This window comes from Anabaena sp. CA = ATCC 33047, assembly GCF_963870205.1.
In the GTDB taxonomy this organism is placed as follows: domain Bacteria; phylum Cyanobacteriota; class Cyanobacteriia; order Cyanobacteriales; family Nostocaceae; genus Trichormus.
In genome coordinates this window covers 54,919-73,667 of record NZ_CAWMSA010000089.1, presented here as the reverse complement: position 1 = coordinate 73,667, position 18,749 = coordinate 54,919, and the positions used below count along the sequence as shown (strand labels likewise).

Sequence of the window (18,749 nt, the reverse complement as noted above, 5' to 3'; positions counted from 1 at the left end):
TGGGGACTGGGGACTGGGTATTAAAAATAAACTCTCCTCTGCTCCCTCCGCTCCCTCTGCCCCTCTGCCCCTCATACCCCTGCTTCCCTGCCTGCTCTAGAGGGGTTGTGACTGCGTAATCTCGAAAATCGTTGTTGGTGTGGAAGACTTCAGAAAATGTTTTGTGAAGTCAGGATACTTACCATGAACGGTTTTCTCAATTTTGAATCAGAGAATTTTGAATTGTTATGAGCGCAACACAATCTAACGAGCTTCCGCTTTGGGTACAAGACAGGGATAAAGTGATCGCTGCTAGCACTAATGTTCAGTGGCGGTATGGTACTGCACCGGATTATACTCGCTCTAAAGAGAATCTAGCCAAAGAAAGCACACGCAATCATGTTGAGGGTTCACTAGAGGCGATCGTGCAGAACTTAGTGAGAACCTTTGAGATGGAGGTATCTTTCAAAACCAACCCACAGCAGTGGTTGTCAGTGGTGAACGATAAGTTTCGCATCACTACCAATGGCGGTAAAGAGTTTACAGCCGCAGATGTATCCGTCCAAGGTACTTACAATGTATTCATGGGGGATTCTGAGCATTACAAAGCCTCTGAAGAAACTTTTGAAACATCTGGTCATCTCTTCCATAGCACCTTTCCCCAAGGTTTCCCTTGGGAAGTGTTGGAAGTTTATTCAGGCCCCCCAGTTGTTACCTTTAAATGGCGGCACTGGGGACATTTTCAAGGCTCATATAAAGACTATGCTCCCACGGGTGAGACAGTAGAAATTATCGGCTTGAGCGTTGCCCATGTCACCGATGACTTGAAGATTGTGTCCTTGGAACACTACTTTGACAACACCCTGTTTTTAGAAAAGTTAACAGCTGGTGGTAAAGTAGCTGCTGACAACCAAGGTAAAGGTTGCCCGTTTAGTTCTTGGTTCAAAAAATCCCGCTAGAGTTAGTACATATAGGGGTACAGTAGTCATACTGTACCCTGCGACGATTTAATTAAAAACTACAGGATGAGAATGCAAACATACTATTACGTTTTGGCCAGCCGACGCTTTTTATTACAAGAAGAACCGATGGAAGAAGTGCTAAAAGAACGCACCCGTCATTATCACGAACAAGAAAAAGAAATTGATTTTTGGTTAGTACCACAACCAGCGTTTTTAGAAGCTCCTGAAATGGCAGAAATCAAAGCTAAGTGTCCTCAACCCGCAGCTGCGATTATTTCTACCAATCAGCAATTTATTACTTGGTTGAAATTGCGATTAGAATACGTGATTACTGGAGAATTTCAAGCTCCTACTGGAACAATTCCTGATGCTTTGGCATCTCTGGCTTCAGTGTCTTGAGTGATTAGTCATTAGTCATTAGTCATTAGTCATTAGTCATTAGTCATTAGTCATTAGCTCGTTTACTATTGACTATGGACTAATGACTCTTCACTAAAAATCTTGAAAATTCGCTTATGCGTGCTAATTCTGTGCAGAAACTTGCCACTTTATCCAGTGTATTCGGACTAGCGATCGCGGGGGTGATGGGTAGCATAAATTCTGTCAAAGCCCAAACTTCCCTTCCTGTGTGTCAACCTCCCAAGGTTGGGGAGTACCTATTGCTGGTAGTCAGTCCCACCACCGAGAATCAGCAGCAGTTACGTAACGCCTTACCCAATGAGATTAAAACTACTACCTGCCGATATCTCAGTGATACGGTAACGCGCATCGGGGGATTTAGCAAAATTGATGATGCTAACCGTTGGGCTAGGTATATCAACATGATTGTAGGTTTGTCTGCCATTATCACTACTAGACCTGGGGAAGTAGCAGCACAGACAACTACCACAGTACCCTTTAATCCCCAACGTCTAGGGCAGGGTTTTGCCGTATTAGTGGATTATTTTAACCGTCCAGAACTTGCAAATAGCGTTCAACAGGTAGTAGGCGGTAATGTTGGTCTTGCTTCCTTTGGACAAAAACCCTACTTGCTGGCAGTTTATACGACTAACCAACAAGAAGCTTACAACACATTACAGAAACTCAACGATCGCGGTTTTATTGCTGTCTTAGTAGATAGCAGTAAAGTCATGTTACTGCGATCAGTTGTGCGGGTACAGTAAGTCATTAGTTATTAGTCATTAGTTGTTAGTGAACTAACTATTTATTGACTATGGACTACTAACTAATAAAGACCTAGCTAATAAAGAAATCGTCACCCCTAAAGCGGAACCTGCTATGACTTGTACAGGTGTATGTCCTAGCAATTCCTTGAGCCTGTCTTGGTTAAAATCTGGTTTTTCCCGAAATAATTCATCAATCATTTGATTGAGGATGCGGGCTTGTTTACCAGCTGCTTGGCGAACACCGGCAGCATCGTACATAACAATAATCGCAAAAACTGTAGCCAAGGCAAAGTCTGGCGATGCCCAGCCAATGGTTTGTCCAATACCAGCAGCCAGAGCCGTCACCAAAGCTGAATGTGCGCTGGGCATCCCTCCAGTTGTCACTAGAACGCGTACATTCAGTTTACGGTGTTGAACTAGCTCAATTACTAGCTTTAAAGCTTGAGCTACAAAACAAGCTACCAGAGCCACCACTAGCACCCGGTTGTCTAAAATCTCGCCTATGTCCTGCATGGTATTTTGGTTCGGTTAGTCGATATTAGCAGTAGTGATGTTTCCAGAGAGAAGGTTGAGGCTTCAATTCAAAATTCAAAATTCTCTCATTCAAAATTCAAAAAATAATATCATCCCTCCGATTTAGGAAAATAAATTTGTTTTGGTAGGACTACATACTCAAGACAAAGCTTTGCCCACCATGATGAGTTGGAATGGATTTTTGAATTGAATTTTGAATTTACCCAGAGCTAATCTAATGATTGCGACTGGTAATGAAATGAGCCAGTGCTTGCAGAGGTTGTGCTGATTCCCCGAATGGTTCTAGTTCTGCACAAGCGGCTGTAATTAGCTCTTGGGCTTTAGCACGGGATTGTTCAATACCCCAGAGACTAGGGTAGGTGACTTTTTGGGCGATGAGGTCTTTACCGGCGGTTTTGCCTAATTGCTCTTGGGTAGCTGTGACATCGAGAATATCATCAATAATTTGAAATGCTAGCCCGATGTTTTGGGAATAACGCGAGAGTCTTTGAACATCTGCCGATGATGCACCCGCTAAAATTCCCCCACAGACAACACAGGCTTCCAGAAGGGCGGCTGTTTTATGGTTATGGATGAAGTTGAGAGTTTCTAGAGAAATATCTGACTTACCCTCTGATTCTAAGTCCACTACTTGACCACCCACTAAGCCGGCTGCTCCTAATGCGCTTCCTAAACGAACAATTACCTGTAAGACACGCTCCCTAGAGACGCTTTCGGGGGTTTGGCTGGCTACGAACTCAAAAGCATAAGCCAATAAACCATCACCGGCTAAAATCGCAATGTCTTCACCATAAACTTTGTGATTTGTCAACCTACCGCGACGATAATCATCATTATCCATTGCGGGCAGGTCATCATGAATCAATGACATGGTGTGGATCATTTCCACAGCACAAGCTGTGGGCATTGCCATTTCAATTGTACCGCCCATCATTTCACAGGTAGCTAGGCAGAGAATGGGACGCAGACGCTTACCTCCAGCTAACAGCGAGTAGCGCATTGACTCGTAAATTTTTTCTGGGTAAATGACTGGCATAGATTGATCTAAAGCCGCTTCACAGAGTTTTTTGCGCTCTTTGAGATAAGTTTCTAGGTCAAATGTGGCTTTTTCTGGCATCTTCTGAAGGTTATCAGCTGCTACCATTCTTACAATTCCTTAAATTTTTGGCTTTTGGCTGTTTTTGATATACGTCACAATTTTATGATGCTCTGGAACCAAAAGATTAACTCAGACTTGAGTCATTCAGGAAGTTAAATGATAAATGATGAGTTATGTTAATTTTCATAATTTTTTATTTACCATTTAAAATTCCTTTCTCCTTTGCTGTTTTTAAATAGCTAGCAAATGTATTTTCTAACAACACTGCCACAGTCATGGGGCCGACACCGCCAGGAACAGGGGTGATGTAGTCCGCGACTTGAGCGGTTGCTGCAAATTCCACATCGCCAACTAAGCGACTTTTGCCATTAGCATCGGTGACGCGATTTATCCCCACATCTACCACAACCGCGCCTGGTTTCACCATCTCAGCAGTAATTAAGCCGGGAATACCAACGGCGGTGACGAGAATATCAGCATTTTTGGTAATGGTGTTGATATCTTGCGATCGCGAGTGGGCAATGGTAACAGTAGCATCAGCGTCTAATAGCATCAAGCCCATCGGCTTACCCACTAAAATACTTCGTCCTAGCACTACAGTATGTTTTCCCGCCAAGGGAATTTCATACTCTGCTAATAGCCGCATGACTCCCGCAGGTGTACAACTGCGTAACCCAGCTTCACTGCGTACCAATCGCCCTAAATTCACGGGATGCAGTCCGTCAGCATCTTTATCTGGTGCTATTTGATGCAGTAACTTCACCGCATCTAAATGTTCTGGTAGCGGTAACTGTACGAGAATACCATCTACCTGTTCATCTTCGTTGAGTGCGGCAATCACATCCTCTAATTCTTCTTGGGTGGTTTGTTGCGGAAAGTGTTTACCAAAAGAAGCAATACCCACCTTAGCGCAAGCTTTTTCTTTGTTGCGGACATAAGCAGCCGAAGCTGGGTTATCACCCACCATCAACACCGCTAACCCAGGAGGACGACCGATTTTAGCTTGTAATTCTTGGATTTGTGAAGTTAGTTGTTGCTGGATTTTTGCCGCTAAAGCTTTACCATCCAAGATTTTCGCAGTTCTAGTTTCCATAAGCATCCCCAGTTTTACTTGATTTAATTTATCTACAGCCAACTCAACAGTTAGAATAACTCTTGCTTGTAGATTATTATGGCGTTGTCGTCTGATAATGTAGCGTCTTTCTATGTTCTCGTATAGGGGACTCTTGACTCTTGACTCTTGACTGGGGAGATGAGGAAGCGGAGGGAGCAGAGGAAGCTGGGGAAGTAGGGGAAGTAGGGGAGAAAAACTAATGACTAATGACTAATAACTAATGACTAATAACTAATGACTAATGACTAAATTGGTGAGTTTTATGCAAAAAGTGCAAAATTTTTACCTAGGATTTACTTTACTGTGTGTCGTAGGACTTTGTAGCTGTGCGCCTTTAAATGTGTCTGGTTGGGAAACCAATAACATTAGTTTTGCTGCTAATGTCACTCCCATTCGGGAACTTAAATCAAAAGCAGATAAAAAACAGACAGTACGTATCCAAGGTACAGTGGAAAAGCAAGTACCTTTAGTGCAACGATGGGCATATATGATTAATGATTCTACTGGTACTGTCTGGGTTGTGTCTAATAAGAATAATTTCACAGAGGGACAGTCAGTAGTCATTAAGGGGAAGGTGCTATATAAAAGCATTGCGATCGCTGACCAAGATTTTGGGGAAGTTTATCTAGAACAGGAGTGATAATATTTACATAAGCTCTGGTAAGCATGAAATATGAATAACAAAAAAGTTCATGTAGCGATCGCCATTCTTTACCAAGATAATAAATTTTTGATGCAGTTGCGGGACAATATCCCCAATATTCCCTACCCTGGTCATTGGGCGTTGTTTGGTGGTCACATTGAACCGGGTGAAACTCCAGACATAGCAGTAAAGCGAGAAATTTTAGAAGAAATCGGCTACAATTTACCGCCTTTTTTTGAATTTGGCTGTTATCCCGATGAGAGAGTTGTGCGTCATGTCTTCCATGCACCTTTGTTGGTGGAATTTGATCAATTGGAGTTAAATGAAGGCTGGGACATGGCAATGTTGACACCCGCAGATATTAGTAAAGGTAAATTTTATTCACCACAAGCAGGAGAAGCCAGACCTTTGGGATCTGTAGCACAGAAAATATTATTGGACTTTATTCGGCAATAGTTATTAGTCATTAGTTGGGAATAGGGCATTGGGCATTGGGCATTGGATTTTCCCCACTGCTGCCTTGTCTCCCTTGTCCCAGTCCCCAATTGCCATTTGCCAAAAATTCTTGAATTTTGAATTTTGAATTTTGAATTGATTTGTCCCCAGTCCCCATTCCCCACATAACAGGCAAAATAAAGTTAGAACTTATGTGGAGTCACCAGTAAATGCAAACAGTAAACAAATGGCCACGATGGTTGACTGTGGGGCTGGCGTTTCCTATTGTTATTCTCAACGGTTGGCTATTAATTCAGGTTGTACACTATTTTCAACCTTTGGTGAGTGTTTTTGTATCTGCCGTCCTGTTGGCTTTTGTTTTAGATTATCCCATCCAGTTTTTTCAAAGCCGTGGGGTACAGCGTAACTTGGCGATTGGTGGGGTGTTATTGTTAGCTGTGGTGATTTTGGTAGGTTTAGGTCTGACTTTATTGCCATTAATCATACAGCAACTCAATGAGCTAGTGAATGTTCTGCCCAATTGGATTGATTCAGGGGTGCAGCAACTAGACGCTTTCCAAAATTGGATAGCTACACAAACAGTCCCGGTGAATTTGAGTAGTTTGGTGACGCAGGTTTTAGAGCGATTGTCTAACCAATTGCAGTCTGTGACTGGTAAAATATTAGGTTTGGCTTTCGATACTATCGGCGTTGTGGTTAACGTGGTGCTGGCGATAGTGTTGACTACCTATATGGTACTGAATGGCGATCGCTTATGGGATGGTGTCTATCAATGGTTTCCCGTGAACATCGGGGCTAAAGTCCGGGAAATACTCAGAGAGGATTTTCATAATTATTTTATCGGTCAAGCTACCTTGGGTGCTGTCTTAGCGTTAACGGTGACTTTGGCTTTTGTAGCGTTGCGTGTTCCTTTAGCTTTACTTTTTGGACTTGCTATTGGTTTTTTCTCGCTGTTTCCTTTTGGTACAGGTATCGGTATTGGTCTTGTTAGTTTATTAGTTGCTTTGGAAAACTTTTGGCAAGGTGTGGAAGTTTTAGGGGTTGCTGTTGCTATTGACCAAATTAATTCTAATTTTATTGCTCCTCGCATTTTGGGTAATTTAACTGGTTTAAATCCTGTTTGGGTGGTAGTTTCTTTGTTGCTGGGTGCTAAATTAGGTGGGGTTTTAGGTTTGTTGGTTGCTATCCCTACGGCTAGTTTTATTAAGGATATTGCTGATAGTTGGCGGGCTGGAGAATTTCATCGGGTTGAGAATACTGAGGCGGACTCTGGAAGGGTTGAGGGTGAGGTTGTGGTGACTAATAGTTGAGAGGAGGAGGAAGAGAATTAAACGCGGAGGGGCGCGGAGGTAACGCGGAGGGGCGCGGAGTTTTTTTTATGTTTGGTTACGTGAAGTTAGGAAGGATCATAAAATTTTGATTTTTGATCAGATTGCACATCACGTTATTATTAATGGTTGTGGATTCTACTGCTGTAATTCTGAACATTTCTCATGATAGCTAACCAACAAACCACAATTATATCTCTGCACATCACGCTAAACCTATCATGTTAAACCACAGTTAGCTTAAGTGATAAGCCAAGTAGGATAAGCCAATGGAAGGTAAAAGATTTATTCATAAATTACGATTAGAAAATTTTCTTTCTTATGGAAGTGAGGGGGAAGATATTGAGCTACAACCATTAAATGTGTTAATTGGGCCTAACACTTCTGGTAAGTCAAATTTAATTGAAGCAATTGGAATTTTAAAAGCAACACCTACAGACTTACCTGCTCCTTTTCGGCAAGGTGGAGGAGTTACTGAGTTTCTTTGGAAAGGTGGACAAGAAAATCCAGTAGCTAAAATAGATGTTACTTTAAATTATCCACAAAGACCCCAAAATTTACGTTATCAGTTGAGCTTGACTGCAACTGGACAAAGACTAGAGCTAGTAGATGAAGTTGTAGAAAATGAACAAAAATATCCAGGGGAAGATGATGTCTATTTTTTCTATCGTTATCAAAGTGGTCATCCTGTTTTAAATGTTAACAAAATAGAGGATAATGGAGAACGATTTAAACGTTATCTTCGCCGAGAAGATTTGAGTCCAGAACAATCTGTTTTATCTCAAAGGAAAGACCCAGAACTTTATCCAGAACTCTCTTATCTTAGTACAGAATTTTCTAATATAGGTTTATATCGTCATTGGCAGATGGGACGATACGCAGAACCAAGGAATGCTCAAAAAACCGATTTGCCTGAGCATCCTTTACTAGAAGATGGGAGTAATTTAGGATTAGTTTTAAACAATTTACAGCACAGACTAGGTACTAGAAAAATTCTTGATAAACTGAAAAAATTTTATGATGCTGCCGAAGAACTGAGTGTCAGAATATATGGGGGTACTGTACAGATATTTATTCGTGAAGAGAATTTTATTCAACCAATTCCGGCAAATCGTTTATCTGATGGTACACTGCGTTATTTATTTTTAATTGCTTTACTGCTTGACCCTACTCCACCGCCACTTATTTGTATTGAAGAACCAGAAATTGGTTTACATCCAGATATTTTACCTACTATTGCTGAAATGCTAATTGAAGCATCTCAGAGAACACAATTAATTATTACAACTCATTCTGATGCTTTAGTTTCGGCTTTGAGTGAATATCCTGAATCAGTGTTAGTTTGTGAACGAGATGAAAAAGGCTCTCATCTTCGTCGGCTTGAACCAGATAAACTGAAGAATTGGCTGGAAAATTATTCTCTGGGTGACTTGTGGCGGATGGGTGAAATTGGGGGAAATCGATGGTAAAAGAGGTGCGAATTTATGTAGAAGGTGGTGGGGATGGTAAAAACACAAAAGCATTAATTAGGCAAGGATTAAGTCAATTTCTCAAGCCTCTGGTTGAAGTTGCAAAAAGTAGAAAGATTAAATGGAGTATTATTATGTGTGGTACTCGTAATCATGCTTTTCGTGACTTTAAAAATGCTTTAAAAGACCATCCAGACGCATTGAATATATTGTTGGTTGATGCAGAAGCACCTGTGAATGTAGAGTCACCTTGGCAACATTTGAAGTCGAGGGATAATTGGGATAAACCTTTAGGAGTTGATGACAGTCAGTGTCACTTGATGGTGCAAGCAATGGAGGCTTGGTTTATTGCTGATATTGCAACTCTCACAAAATTTTACGGTAAGGGTTTTAAAGAAAATGCTATTCCCAAATCTTCTAATGTAGAAATTATTGCTAAAGATAACTTAGAACCTAGTCTAAAGAATGCTACTTGTAATACTACAAAGGGAGAGTATCACAAAATTAACCATGCCTCTAAGCTGCTGGAATTGCTAGATGTGACTACTGTTCGTCAAGCTTCGACCAAGTGCGATCGCCTATTTACTACTTTACAAGAAAAAATGGAATCATAAGAAAATCTTAAACATAGGTGTAGCATGGTCGCTAGCATCCCCCGAAATTTTCACAGCACGTTATCATGGGATGTTGTGGCTTTTCTGTGCGTAAATCCTAGCATCTATCCTATGACTGTTTCTCACTCTGACATCCAGCCAACGGAACCAAATCATTCTACTGCACCGCATACGGACACGCGACAGGTTGACCGCAGTAAGTTGAGTAAGATGTATCAGCACTATGTTGAGGTGAAGGATAAGTACCCTCATGCGTTGTTGCTGTATCGGGTGGGAGATTTTTTTGAGACGTTTTTTCAAGATGCGGTTACGGTAGCGCAAGAATTAGAATTAGTTCTTACCAGTAAGCACGGTGGCGAAGTTGGGCGTGTGGCGATGACTGGTGTTCCTCACCACGCTTGGGAACGCTACACTACCCTATTGGTGGAAAAGGGTTATGCTGTGGTGATTTGCGACCAGGTGGAAGATGCTTCTGAGGCGGTGGGTTTGGTGCGTCGGGAGGTGACACGCATCCTCACCCCAGGCACTTTGTTAGAAGAAGGAATGTTAAAATCTAGTCGCAATAATTACTTGGCGGCTGTGGTAATTGCGGGGAATCATTGGGGTTTGGCTTATGCAGATATCTCCACGGGGGAATTTTTCACGACTCAAGATAGTAATTTAGAACTTCTCACTCAAGAATTGATGCGGTTGCAACCGGCTGAGGTGTTAGTGCCGACGAATGCGCCTGATTTGGCTAGTTTGCTGCGTCCGGGGGAAACTTCACCCCATCTACCAGAATGTTTACCGCCATCTTTTTGTTATAGTTTGCGATCGCAAGTCCCTTTTTCTCAAGGTGAGGCTAGAAGTAAATTATTGCAGACATACAAGGTGCGATCGCTTGAAGGTTTGGGTTGTGACCATCTCCCCTTGGCTGTACGGGCGGCTGGCGGTTTGCTGGAATATGTGGAAGATACCCAAAAGGAAAACCGTGTTTCTCTGCAAAGACTCAGAACCTACACCATCACCGACTATTTAATTGTAGACCAGCAAACCCGCCGCAACTTAGAAATTACTCAAACCGTCCGCGATGGGACTTTTCATGGTTCGCTGTTATGGGCTTTAGATAGAACTAGCACCGCAATGGGTAGCCGGGCTTTGCGACGGTGGTTGTTGCAACCCCTACTTGATATTAAAGGGATTCGCGCTCGGCAAGATACAATTCAAGAATTAGCCGAAAATACGCCTCTACGTCAGGATTTACGGCAATTATTACGGCAGATTTACGACTTAGAACGTCTCACAGGACGCACCACCTCCGGGACTGCTAACGCTAGAGATTTAGTAGCTTTGGCTGATTCTCTGTGTCGTTTACCAGAATTAGCCCGTTTGGTGGCTGATGCGCGTTCCCCCTTCCTGAAAGCTTTGCAAAAAGTCCCGCCAATTTTAGAAGAAGTGGCGCAGAATATCCGCGCCCACATTGTCGAATCACCACCAATACATCTCAAGGATGGCGGCTTAATTCGTGCGGGGATAAACCCCCAGTTGGATGAACGCAAGGCGACGGTGGAAGCAGATCAACAATGGATTGCTAATTTAGAAGTCGATGAACGAGCTAGAACAGGTATCCCCACCCTCAAGGTAGGATTTAATAAAACCTTTGGTTACTATATTAGTATTTCTCGCGCCAAAGCTGACCAAGTACCGAGTAATTACATCCGTAAGCAAACCCTGACGAATGAAGAACGGTATATTACCCCAGAACTAAAAGAACGGGAAGCCCGGATTTTAACTGCGAGGGATGATTTAAATCAGTTGGAATATGAGATTTTTGTGGCTTTGCGGGAAGAAGTCGGAACACAAGCCGAAGCAATTCGCAACCTGTCGCGTGCTGTCGCTGCGGCTGATGTGTTGTGTGGTTTGGCGGAGTTAGCAGTACAGCAAGGTTACTGTCGTCCTGAAATGATTCCCGGACGAGAATTAGCTATTGTTGAAGGTCGTCATCCGGTAGTCGAACAGTCTTTACCTGCGGGGTTTTTTGTGCCTAATTCTACTGAATTGGGATGTAGTGAAAATATCCCACTCCCTGACCTAATTATCCTCACAGGGCCAAACGCCAGTGGTAAAAGTTGCTATCTGCGTCAGGTGGGACTAATTCAGTTAATGGCGCAAATTGGGAGTTTTGTCCCGGCTAAGTCGGCGAGGTTGGGAGTGTGCGATCGCATTTTTACCCGTGTCGGTGCAGTTGATGATTTAGCTACGGGTCAATCTACGTTTATGGTAGAAATGAATGAAACGGCAAATATTCTCAACCACGCCACAGCTAAATCTCTAGTTTTATTAGATGAAATTGGACGGGGAACGGCTACCTTTGATGGACTTTCTATTGCTTGGGCGGTAGCAGAATATTTAGCTACAGAAATCAAAGCTAGAACAATTTTCGCAACACACTATCATGAATTAAATGAATTAGCCGCGATGTTGCCCAATGTGGCTAATTATCAAGTGACTGTCAAAGAATTACCCGACCAAATTATATTTTTACACCAAGTTCAACCGGGAGGTGCTGATAAATCCTACGGCATTGAAGCGGGAAGGTTAGCGGGTTTACCACCTGTGGTAATTCAACGAGCAAAACAAGTCATGGGACAAATAGAAAAACATAGCAAAATTGCTATTGGTTTAAAGAATTTAGAGTAAGATTTCTGACAAATACAGAGGTGTAGTAGAGAAAAACTAATGACTAATGACTAATGACTAATGACTAATGACTAATGACTAATGACTAATGACTAATGACTAATTTTATGTTTGAACAACAACCGCAAAACTTACGCCAAAAAGTCCAAGAATTAGCTTTAGAAGCCATCAATAAATCAGAACCAACAGCATGGTTTGAAACTTTATACGCTTCAGCTAACGGTGATACAGAACAAATTCCTTGGGCAAAGTTAACACCTCACCCCTATCTACAAGATTGGTTAAATAATCATCAACCAATTACCACGGGGAAAAAAGCGTTAGTAATTGGGTGTGGTTTAGGAGATGATGCAGAAGCTTTAGCAAAATTAGGATTTACAGTTACAGCTTTTGATATTTCTCCAACGGCTATTGCTTGGTGTAAAAAGCGATTTCCTAACTCAAAAGTTAACTATGAAATTGCCGATTTATTAGCAATTCCTTCACAATGGCATTTAGCTTTTGATTTTGTATTTGAATGTCGAAATATGCAAGCGTTACCTTTGAGTTTACGTCCTGCTGTTATCTCCTCCGTTGCTTCTGTGGTTGCGCCTGATGGGACTTTATTAGTAATTACTCGTGTGCGGGATACAGAAGAAGCACCATCTGGCCCCCCTTGGCCATTATCTGATTCTGAACTTGCCCAATTGGAAAGTTTGGGATTAGCAAAAATTGACGCTATGCAGTTTTTAGAATCTCAGGAAACTGAGGTTAAACAGATGAGGATTGTATATCAAAGAGGTTCTAATTAATCTTTGAAACATGAAATTGTAGTAGTGTGGCAAGCTTTAAATGTTGCATTAAAACTCTCATTTTATCATTTATGTTTGTACCTCATTTATGTGCAACCTGCTGTAGTTTTAAAATGCGGTTTTTGAAAGTTACGGAGTTAATTTTGAATGAGAGAATTTTGAATTGTTTATTACCTACCTCGTTCCCGTTCTAAATCATCGATGACTTTTTGCATATACCATTCTTCTGTCATCCCTGGATAGTAATCTTTTTTCTGTTCAATGAATCTTTGAGCAATTTCCCAATATCCCCCAACTAGGCGTAGAAGTCGCTGACGCAAGATGTTAAGTTTTTGCTGTTTGGCTTCGGGAACAGATTTCTGAATTTGTTGCAGACTATCTAAAACTTGTTGATGATTTTCCCAGTCTTCTTGTTCACAAAAAATGCTGATGGCTTTTTGATAATCATCTACAGCATTTTGCATTTCTTCTAAAAAAGTATAGGTGATGCCACGATTGTAGTAGGCTTGGGCATCATTGGGGTTAATTTGCAATGCTTGGGCGTAGTCAGAAATTGCACCGAGATAATTACCCATTGCGCGATAGGTGTTACCTCTGGCAACATAATTTAAAGCGTCTTGGGGTTGAATTTGGATAGCTTGATTAAAATCCGCGATCGCACCTTGATAATCACCTAATAAAGAACGTGCTTTTCCTCGGTTACGGTACACTATCGCATCTTGAAAGTTTAATTGTAGAGCTTGGTTAAAATCTGCGATCGCTTCTCGATAATTCCCCAGTTTACAACGTACCACGCCCCGACAGCAATACGCCTGAGCATCTTGGGCATCGGCTTGTAATATCCAATTTAAGTCAGCAATGGCTTGCTGAGTATCTCCCTTTTCGGCTTTGTCTAAAAGTTGGCTAAAATAGTCCTGAACCGATGTCATCGGCGCAGTTTTAGCAACTACTGGCTGTGTAACTGGTTTAGCTGGGGGTTGTAACTGTTTAATTAGTTCTAAGCAGCGACGACAATTTTCTGTATCTTTTTGCTGTAAGTATAAATCTGCGGCTTTTTTAAAACTAGCGATCGCATCTTGAATATAACTCTGTTTGCGTCGCACTATCCCCCGTAACTCATGCGCCGCAGCATAATTGAGATTTAACCGAATCGCCTTGTCTACATCTTCTAACGCCCCTGGTAAATTTTTCAATGCTAATCTAGCTAAAGCGCGACAGTAATATGCTGTCACACTCTCAGGATGTATCTTGATAGCTTCTGTATAATCAGAAACAGCCTGAATAATTGCCCCGGAATCATAATATGCTAAACCCCGTTTTAAGTAAGCTTCGGCATAATAAGGAGTGAATTGTATAGCCAAGCTAAAATCTTCAATAGCTCCAGCGTAGTCTTTTTGTTGAGCTTTTTCTAGTCCCTGATGGTAAAAATCGTTATTCATAGCTATTGTTTACCTGATTCAGTGAGTTATTAGTCACATATCTTTAATATTCACCGTAAATATCAATTATTCCTAAATTACACTATGAAAATTAGAACTATCACTACAGGTATATCATTAGATTCACCCCAAGACACTGCCAAGCTGAAAATAGCTGCTGATTTTAACCAAACAGCACAGGAAATTTTTCAATCCCAAGGTTACGAAGTACAAACTACGAGAATAGCGACTAACTCCTGGGAAGAATATCTTTTAGGTTTACCTCCAGCTAAAATTATTCAAGAAATTCAAGCTTTAGAAACATTGTGTCAAAGTTTGAAGGTGAATTTTTTCAATATTGGTTATGCTAGCACTCCCGAAACTATAGAGATAATTCCCGACATCAACAAACATACATCTATAGTTTACTGCTCAAGTAAAATTGGTAATCATTTTGAAAACGCGAGAGAATCAGCCCAAGCGATTAAACGCATCTCTCTAGAGACTGAAAACGGCTATGGTAATTTTCGTTTTTGTGCTGGGGCTAACTGTCAGCCAGGTATCCCCTTTTTCCCGACATCTTATCATGTAGGTGAAACATCTTTTGCGATTGGTTTAGAGTTAGCTGACTTAGTAATGCAAGCATTTGTACAAGCTGATGATATTCCAGAGGCGGAAAATCAGCTACAAATAATTTTAGAAAAAGAAGTTAAGAAAATAGAAGCGATCGCCTACAATATCTCTAAGCAATTTCCGCTAAAATTTTCTGGTATAGATACATCTCTCGCACCATCGTTAGATAAAGACAATAGTATTGCTTTCGCCTACGAAAAATTACTAAATGGTAAATTTGGGAATTCTGGAACTTTAGCAATTTCTGGGATGCTAACGCGAGTCTTAAAAAGCATACCTGTAAAAACCTGTGGTTATTCTGGCTTAATGCTACCAGTTTGTGAAGATATCGGATTAGCAACTAGAGCCAACGAGCAAACTTATGATATTACCAATTTATTGCTATATTCAGCCGTTTGTGGTTGTGGATTAGATACCGTACCCATTCCTGGGGATATTTCCATAGACAAGATTACATCCATATTAATAGATATGACAACATTAGCCTTTAAACTCAACAAACCACTCTCAGCCAGATTATTTCCCATCCCCAATAAACAAGCAGGGGAAATGACGGATTTTAATTCCCCCTATCTTGTAGATTGTCAAATCTTTGCAGTTAATTAAACTGGGGCATAAATCAATTAAAAATACCCTACGGGTGAATCCTACGGATACGCTGCGCGTTCGCTACGAGACGCAAGCTAAAAAATTCAAAATTGGGATTATTGACTGTTGATTTTTGACTAGATAGAAGTTATTTTCCCCTGCTTCCTCATCCCCCCTACACCCTGCTTCACTCAGTCAACAAACTCGGAGAAGTCAGCACAAAAACATCCCTGATTCCCTGCGCTGGAGTTTGCGGTTTAATAGGAGTGGTAAAGTGGAAAAACTCATGGTCATTGACTAATAACAACTCTCCAGGATGGAGAATCTTGCTAAATACAGGCTTCTCTTTTTTAGCAGTATATAAATGTGTTTCTCCGCCCAGAATATTGTCTCTATGCACAGAAAAAATCCCAATAAAATCAGTACCATCTTGATGGATACCTTCAGGTGCGGGATTACCAAAATTTTCAGGAGTGCAAATAGTTCTGATTTGATGCACACCAATCTCTGCTTCTGGATGGAGTTTACAAGAGTCAGTAAATGCCAAAACTAACTTTTTAAAACTATCAAGTTCAATTAAAGCATCTTCTAATTCAGCAAACTCTCGTTTAACATCACCTAACAAGGGATTGTATTCTTTACTTTGCAAAAGATATCCATGAGGTAGTTTAACTAATTTTTCACCTGCAACCGTAAACCGTGAGAGTCTTCTTAAACGGTATTTACCTTTAATATAAGGATCAACAGGCAAATTATTAAAAAACGGTTGAAAATCTGCTACATTAATTGAATTTACCTTTCTTAAGGTAAACAGAAAAGCATATTCTAATTCTGTAATTACCCCGACTCTTTGCATAGGAATTTTCTCCTTGCAGTGGCATTTTCCCCATTTTGGATGTATGGGGGGCTGATACCACCGAGTATAGGCGACTTTTTAGCAAACTGTCGTTAAAATAACTACAAAAATTGACAAATTGTGATAGAAGCCTGACGTAAATACTGCCGAATGATTGAGCATCAAGATTGAGAGAGCGCGGTTAGCTGTATATTGAGATTTCATCTGGTTAACAGTACCCAGTTCCCCATACTCAATTCCCGAAAAATGACTGATTGGCTTTACCGTTACCCCACCTTATATCCTGGTATACTACTCAAACGTTACAAACGCTTTTTTGCTGACGTACAATTAACTACTGGCGAAATAGTAACAGCACACTGTCCGAATACAGGCCCCATGACAGGAGTATCAACACTTGGTAGTGCGGTACAACTGTCTAAAAGTAATAACCCTAACCGCAAATTAGCTTATACCTTAGAAATAATTGAGGTAAACGATAACCAACCGACATGGGTAGGAGTAAATACAGCCTTACCAAATCAGATAATCAAACTAGCATTAACAAAACACCTATTTCCAGAACTAGGTAACTACAACCAAGTTAAAAGCGAAGTAGTATATGGACAAGATAAAAAAAGCCGAGTAGATTTCTACTTAACAGGGAAAGAAACAGAACCCCCAATTTACCTAGAAGTCAAAAACACCACTTGGTGCAAAGGAAAATTAGCATTATTTCCCGACACCGAAACCACAAGGGGACAGAAACATTTGCGAGAACTAACAGCATTATTACCCACAATGCGAGCAGTCATGCTGTACTTTATCAATCGGGGTGATTGTACCGAGTTTGCCCCAGGAGACAGCACCGATCCCATATATGGTAAATTATTACGAGAAGCGATCGCCCTTGGTTTAGAAGTCCTACCTTGCCGCTTCCACATCACCCCAGAAGGCATACAATATCTAGGTTTAGCCCAACTCCAACTCTAACCTCCGCGTACCTCCGCGTTTACCTCTGCGTACCTCTGCGTTAAAAAAAATGATCATTCTCATCATGGGCGTATCCGGTGCTGGTAAAACCACCATCGCAAAACTACTAGCCGACTCTTTACATTGGGAATTTCAAGACGCAGATAATTTCCACACCCCAGAGAACATCGAAAAAATGAGCCAAGGTATTCCGCTAAAAGATAGCGATAGAATACCTTGGTTAGAAGAGATAGGAAAAGCGATCGCCCAATGGTTGCGAGAAAATAAAAATGTAGTCTTAGCCTGTTCCGCACTCAAAGCCAGCTATCGCCAATATCTCGTACTAGATAACAACGTCAAAATAGTGTATCTGCGAGGCTCTTACGACACCATTCAAAAACGCCTACAACAGCGTCAAAATCACTTCATGATGGAAAAACTCCTTAAAAGCCAATTTGATACCCTGGAAGAACCAGATAACGCTATATGTGTAGACATTTCCCAGCCACCCGAAGTAATTGTAAAAACTCTTAAAACGACGCTAGGGATTTAGACCAAATAAATCCAGAAGCAGCCAAAATATGGTTAGAGCAACTAGCAAGGGTGTCCAGCAATGATACGTTAAAGCTTTTTGAGCGCATTCCATCTAATCGCATATCGCCAACAGCAATTGAATTTGCCCAAACAATCTTGGAATTTAATCAAAAAAGACTGCTGAATTTGCTGGACACTCAACTATGAAAACACTGTTTTTAGCTTGGCAAGATCCAAAAAGTCGGGGTTGGTTTCCCATCGGTCGGTTAACATTTGATGGGAACGAATATCAGTATCTTTATACAAAAGGTGCATTAGAAGCTAGAACTAAATACCAATTTCAACCATTACTATCTTTCCCTGATTTAAACAAAGTGTACAAATCGGCTGAACTTTTTCCTTTGTTCTCCAATAGATTAATGCGACGTTCTCGCCCAGATTATAAAAATTATATTGAGTGCTTAAACATTCCTGAAGGTGAAGACGACCCAGTTGCTATTCTTTCCCGCAGTGGTGGACGCAAAGTAACAGATAATTTTGAAGTTTTCCCTTGTCCAGAGCCAGATGAGAATGGTTTATATCATATCCATTTTTTTGCCCACGGATTGCGACATCTTCCTGTTTGTGCAATTGAAAAAATTGATCAATTAGAACCTAGCGAACTTTTATATTTAGCAAACGAATTTCAAAATCCCTATGACTCGCGTGCATTGCTTTTATGTACTAAGGATCACCATATTGTAGGTTATTGCCCTCGGTACATTGTGGATGATGTGTTTAAACTTAAGAACCAAAATCCAGAACTTGTAAAAGTACACGTTGAGCGTGTTAACCCAGCACCAACACCGTTACAGCTACGTTTGTTGTGCAATTTGACGGCAGAATGGCATGAAGAATTTCAGCCATTTTCTAGCCGAGAGTATCAGCCAATTGTT

Annotated in this window: 19 protein-coding genes; 14 read left to right on the top strand and 5 right to left on the bottom strand. The window is 41.1% G+C overall.

Annotated features, from left to right (window positions below; genetic code table 11):
- The first annotated feature begins 227 nt into the window (after positions 1 to 227).
- From AACS98_RS23520 to AACS98_RS23510, 3 genes are all read left to right on the top strand, one after another.
- The gene (locus AACS98_RS23520) at positions 228 to 938 is read left to right on the top strand and encodes a SnoaL-like polyketide cyclase (protein ID WP_066384799.1); all 711 of its coding nucleotides are present in this window, start codon (positions 228 to 230) and stop codon (positions 936 to 938) included.
- A 72-nt stretch (positions 939 to 1,010) separates the two neighbouring features.
- Entirely contained in the window at positions 1,011 to 1,340 is a 330-nt protein-coding gene (locus AACS98_RS23515; protein ID WP_066384797.1) for an MgPME-cyclase complex family protein, read from the top strand.
- A gap of 116 nt (positions 1,341 to 1,456) precedes the next feature.
- Positions 1,457 to 2,104, top strand: a complete 648-nt coding sequence (locus tag AACS98_RS23510) for a hypothetical protein (protein WP_066384793.1) — start codon at positions 1,457 to 1,459, stop codon at positions 2,102 to 2,104.
- Between the two features lie 48 nt (positions 2,105 to 2,152).
- Here AACS98_RS23510 and AACS98_RS23505 read toward each other — a convergent pair whose 3' ends face one another.
- The 3 genes from AACS98_RS23505 to folD all read right to left on the bottom strand — a co-directional run bounded on the left by AACS98_RS23505 (position 2,153) and on the right by folD (position 4,833).
- Entirely contained in the window at positions 2,153 to 2,620 is a 468-nt protein-coding gene (locus AACS98_RS23505; protein ID WP_066384792.1) for a divergent PAP2 family protein, read from the bottom strand.
- Between the two features lie 235 nt (positions 2,621 to 2,855).
- Positions 2,856 to 3,785 (bottom strand): geranylgeranyl diphosphate synthase CrtE, encoded by a 930-nt coding sequence (gene crtE / locus AACS98_RS23500; protein WP_066384791.1) that lies wholly within the window; start codon positions 3,783 to 3,785, stop codon positions 2,856 to 2,858.
- A 148-nt stretch (positions 3,786 to 3,933) separates the two neighbouring features.
- A complete protein-coding gene (gene folD, locus AACS98_RS23495) occupies positions 3,934 to 4,833 on the bottom strand; it encodes a bifunctional methylenetetrahydrofolate dehydrogenase/methenyltetrahydrofolate cyclohydrolase FolD (protein ID WP_066384819.1) in 900 nt (299 codons plus the stop codon).
- A 262-nt stretch (positions 4,834 to 5,095) separates the two neighbouring features.
- On the opposite strand from folD, the gene AACS98_RS23490 reads away from it, so the two are divergent.
- The 7 genes from AACS98_RS23490 (at position 5,096) to AACS98_RS23460 (ending at position 12,834) form a co-directional block, all read left to right on the top strand.
- Positions 5,096 to 5,494, top strand: a complete 399-nt coding sequence (locus AACS98_RS23490) for a cytochrome c maturation protein CcmE domain-containing protein (RefSeq protein WP_231867008.1) — start codon at positions 5,096 to 5,098, stop codon at positions 5,492 to 5,494.
- Positions 5,495 to 5,527: 33 nt separating this feature from the next.
- Positions 5,528 to 5,953, top strand: coding sequence for an NUDIX hydrolase (locus AACS98_RS23485; protein WP_066384789.1), 426 nt, complete (start codon positions 5,528 to 5,530; stop codon positions 5,951 to 5,953).
- Between the two features lie 209 nt (positions 5,954 to 6,162).
- Positions 6,163 to 7,263, top strand: a complete 1,101-nt coding sequence (locus AACS98_RS23480; protein ID WP_066384787.1) for an AI-2E family transporter — start codon at positions 6,163 to 6,165, stop codon at positions 7,261 to 7,263.
- Positions 7,264 to 7,550: 287 nt separating this feature from the next.
- Positions 7,551 to 8,750: an AAA family ATPase gene (locus AACS98_RS23475; protein ID WP_066384779.1), complete on the top strand. Its 1,200-nt coding sequence runs from the start codon at positions 7,551 to 7,553 to the stop codon at positions 8,748 to 8,750.
- Positions 8,744 to 9,364, top strand: coding sequence for a DUF4276 family protein (locus AACS98_RS23470; RefSeq protein WP_066384778.1), 621 nt, complete (start codon positions 8,744 to 8,746; stop codon positions 9,362 to 9,364). The genes AACS98_RS23475 and AACS98_RS23470 overlap by 7 nt, the downstream gene beginning before the upstream one ends.
- A 111-nt stretch (positions 9,365 to 9,475) precedes the next feature.
- Complete coding sequence (gene mutS / locus AACS98_RS23465) at positions 9,476 to 12,043, top strand: DNA mismatch repair protein MutS (RefSeq protein ID WP_066384776.1); 2,568 nt, start codon at positions 9,476 to 9,478, stop codon at positions 12,041 to 12,043.
- A 107-nt stretch (positions 12,044 to 12,150) separates the two neighbouring features.
- Entirely contained in the window at positions 12,151 to 12,834 is a 684-nt protein-coding gene (locus AACS98_RS23460; protein ID WP_066384813.1) for a class I SAM-dependent methyltransferase, read from the top strand.
- Positions 12,835 to 13,004: 170 nt separating this feature from the next.
- Here the strand turns inward: AACS98_RS23460 and AACS98_RS23455 are convergent, their stop codons facing one another.
- A complete protein-coding gene (locus AACS98_RS23455) occupies positions 13,005 to 14,273 on the bottom strand; it encodes a tetratricopeptide repeat protein (RefSeq protein ID WP_066384774.1) in 1,269 nt (422 codons plus the stop codon).
- Between the two features lie 84 nt (positions 14,274 to 14,357).
- Here AACS98_RS23455 and AACS98_RS23450 point away from each other — a divergent pair, with 84 nt between their 5' ends.
- Positions 14,358 to 15,491 (top strand): DUF711 family protein, encoded by a 1,134-nt coding sequence (locus AACS98_RS23450; RefSeq protein ID WP_066384771.1) that lies wholly within the window; start codon positions 14,358 to 14,360, stop codon positions 15,489 to 15,491.
- A 169-nt stretch (positions 15,492 to 15,660) separates the two neighbouring features.
- Here AACS98_RS23450 and AACS98_RS23445 read toward each other — a convergent pair whose 3' ends face one another.
- Positions 15,661 to 16,329 carry a 2OG-Fe dioxygenase family protein gene (locus AACS98_RS23445; protein WP_066384770.1) on the bottom strand — a complete coding sequence of 223 codons (669 nt, stop codon included), beginning with the start codon at positions 16,327 to 16,329 and terminating at the stop codon, positions 15,661 to 15,663.
- A gap of 246 nt (positions 16,330 to 16,575) precedes the next feature.
- Between AACS98_RS23445 and sfsA the strand changes: the two genes are divergently transcribed.
- From sfsA to AACS98_RS23430, 3 genes are all read left to right on the top strand, one after another.
- Positions 16,576 to 17,301 carry a DNA/RNA nuclease SfsA gene (sfsA, locus tag AACS98_RS23440; protein WP_066384768.1) on the top strand — a complete coding sequence of 242 codons (726 nt, stop codon included), beginning with the start codon at positions 16,576 to 16,578 and terminating at the stop codon, positions 17,299 to 17,301.
- A gap of 49 nt (positions 17,302 to 17,350) precedes the next feature.
- Positions 17,351 to 17,833: a gluconokinase gene (locus tag AACS98_RS23435; protein WP_066384767.1), complete on the top strand. Its 483-nt coding sequence runs from the start codon at positions 17,351 to 17,353 to the stop codon at positions 17,831 to 17,833.
- A gap of 184 nt (positions 17,834 to 18,017) precedes the next feature.
- The coding region (locus AACS98_RS23430) for an HIRAN domain-containing protein (protein WP_066384762.1) at positions 18,018 to 18,749 on the top strand (732 nt) is incomplete at its 3' end.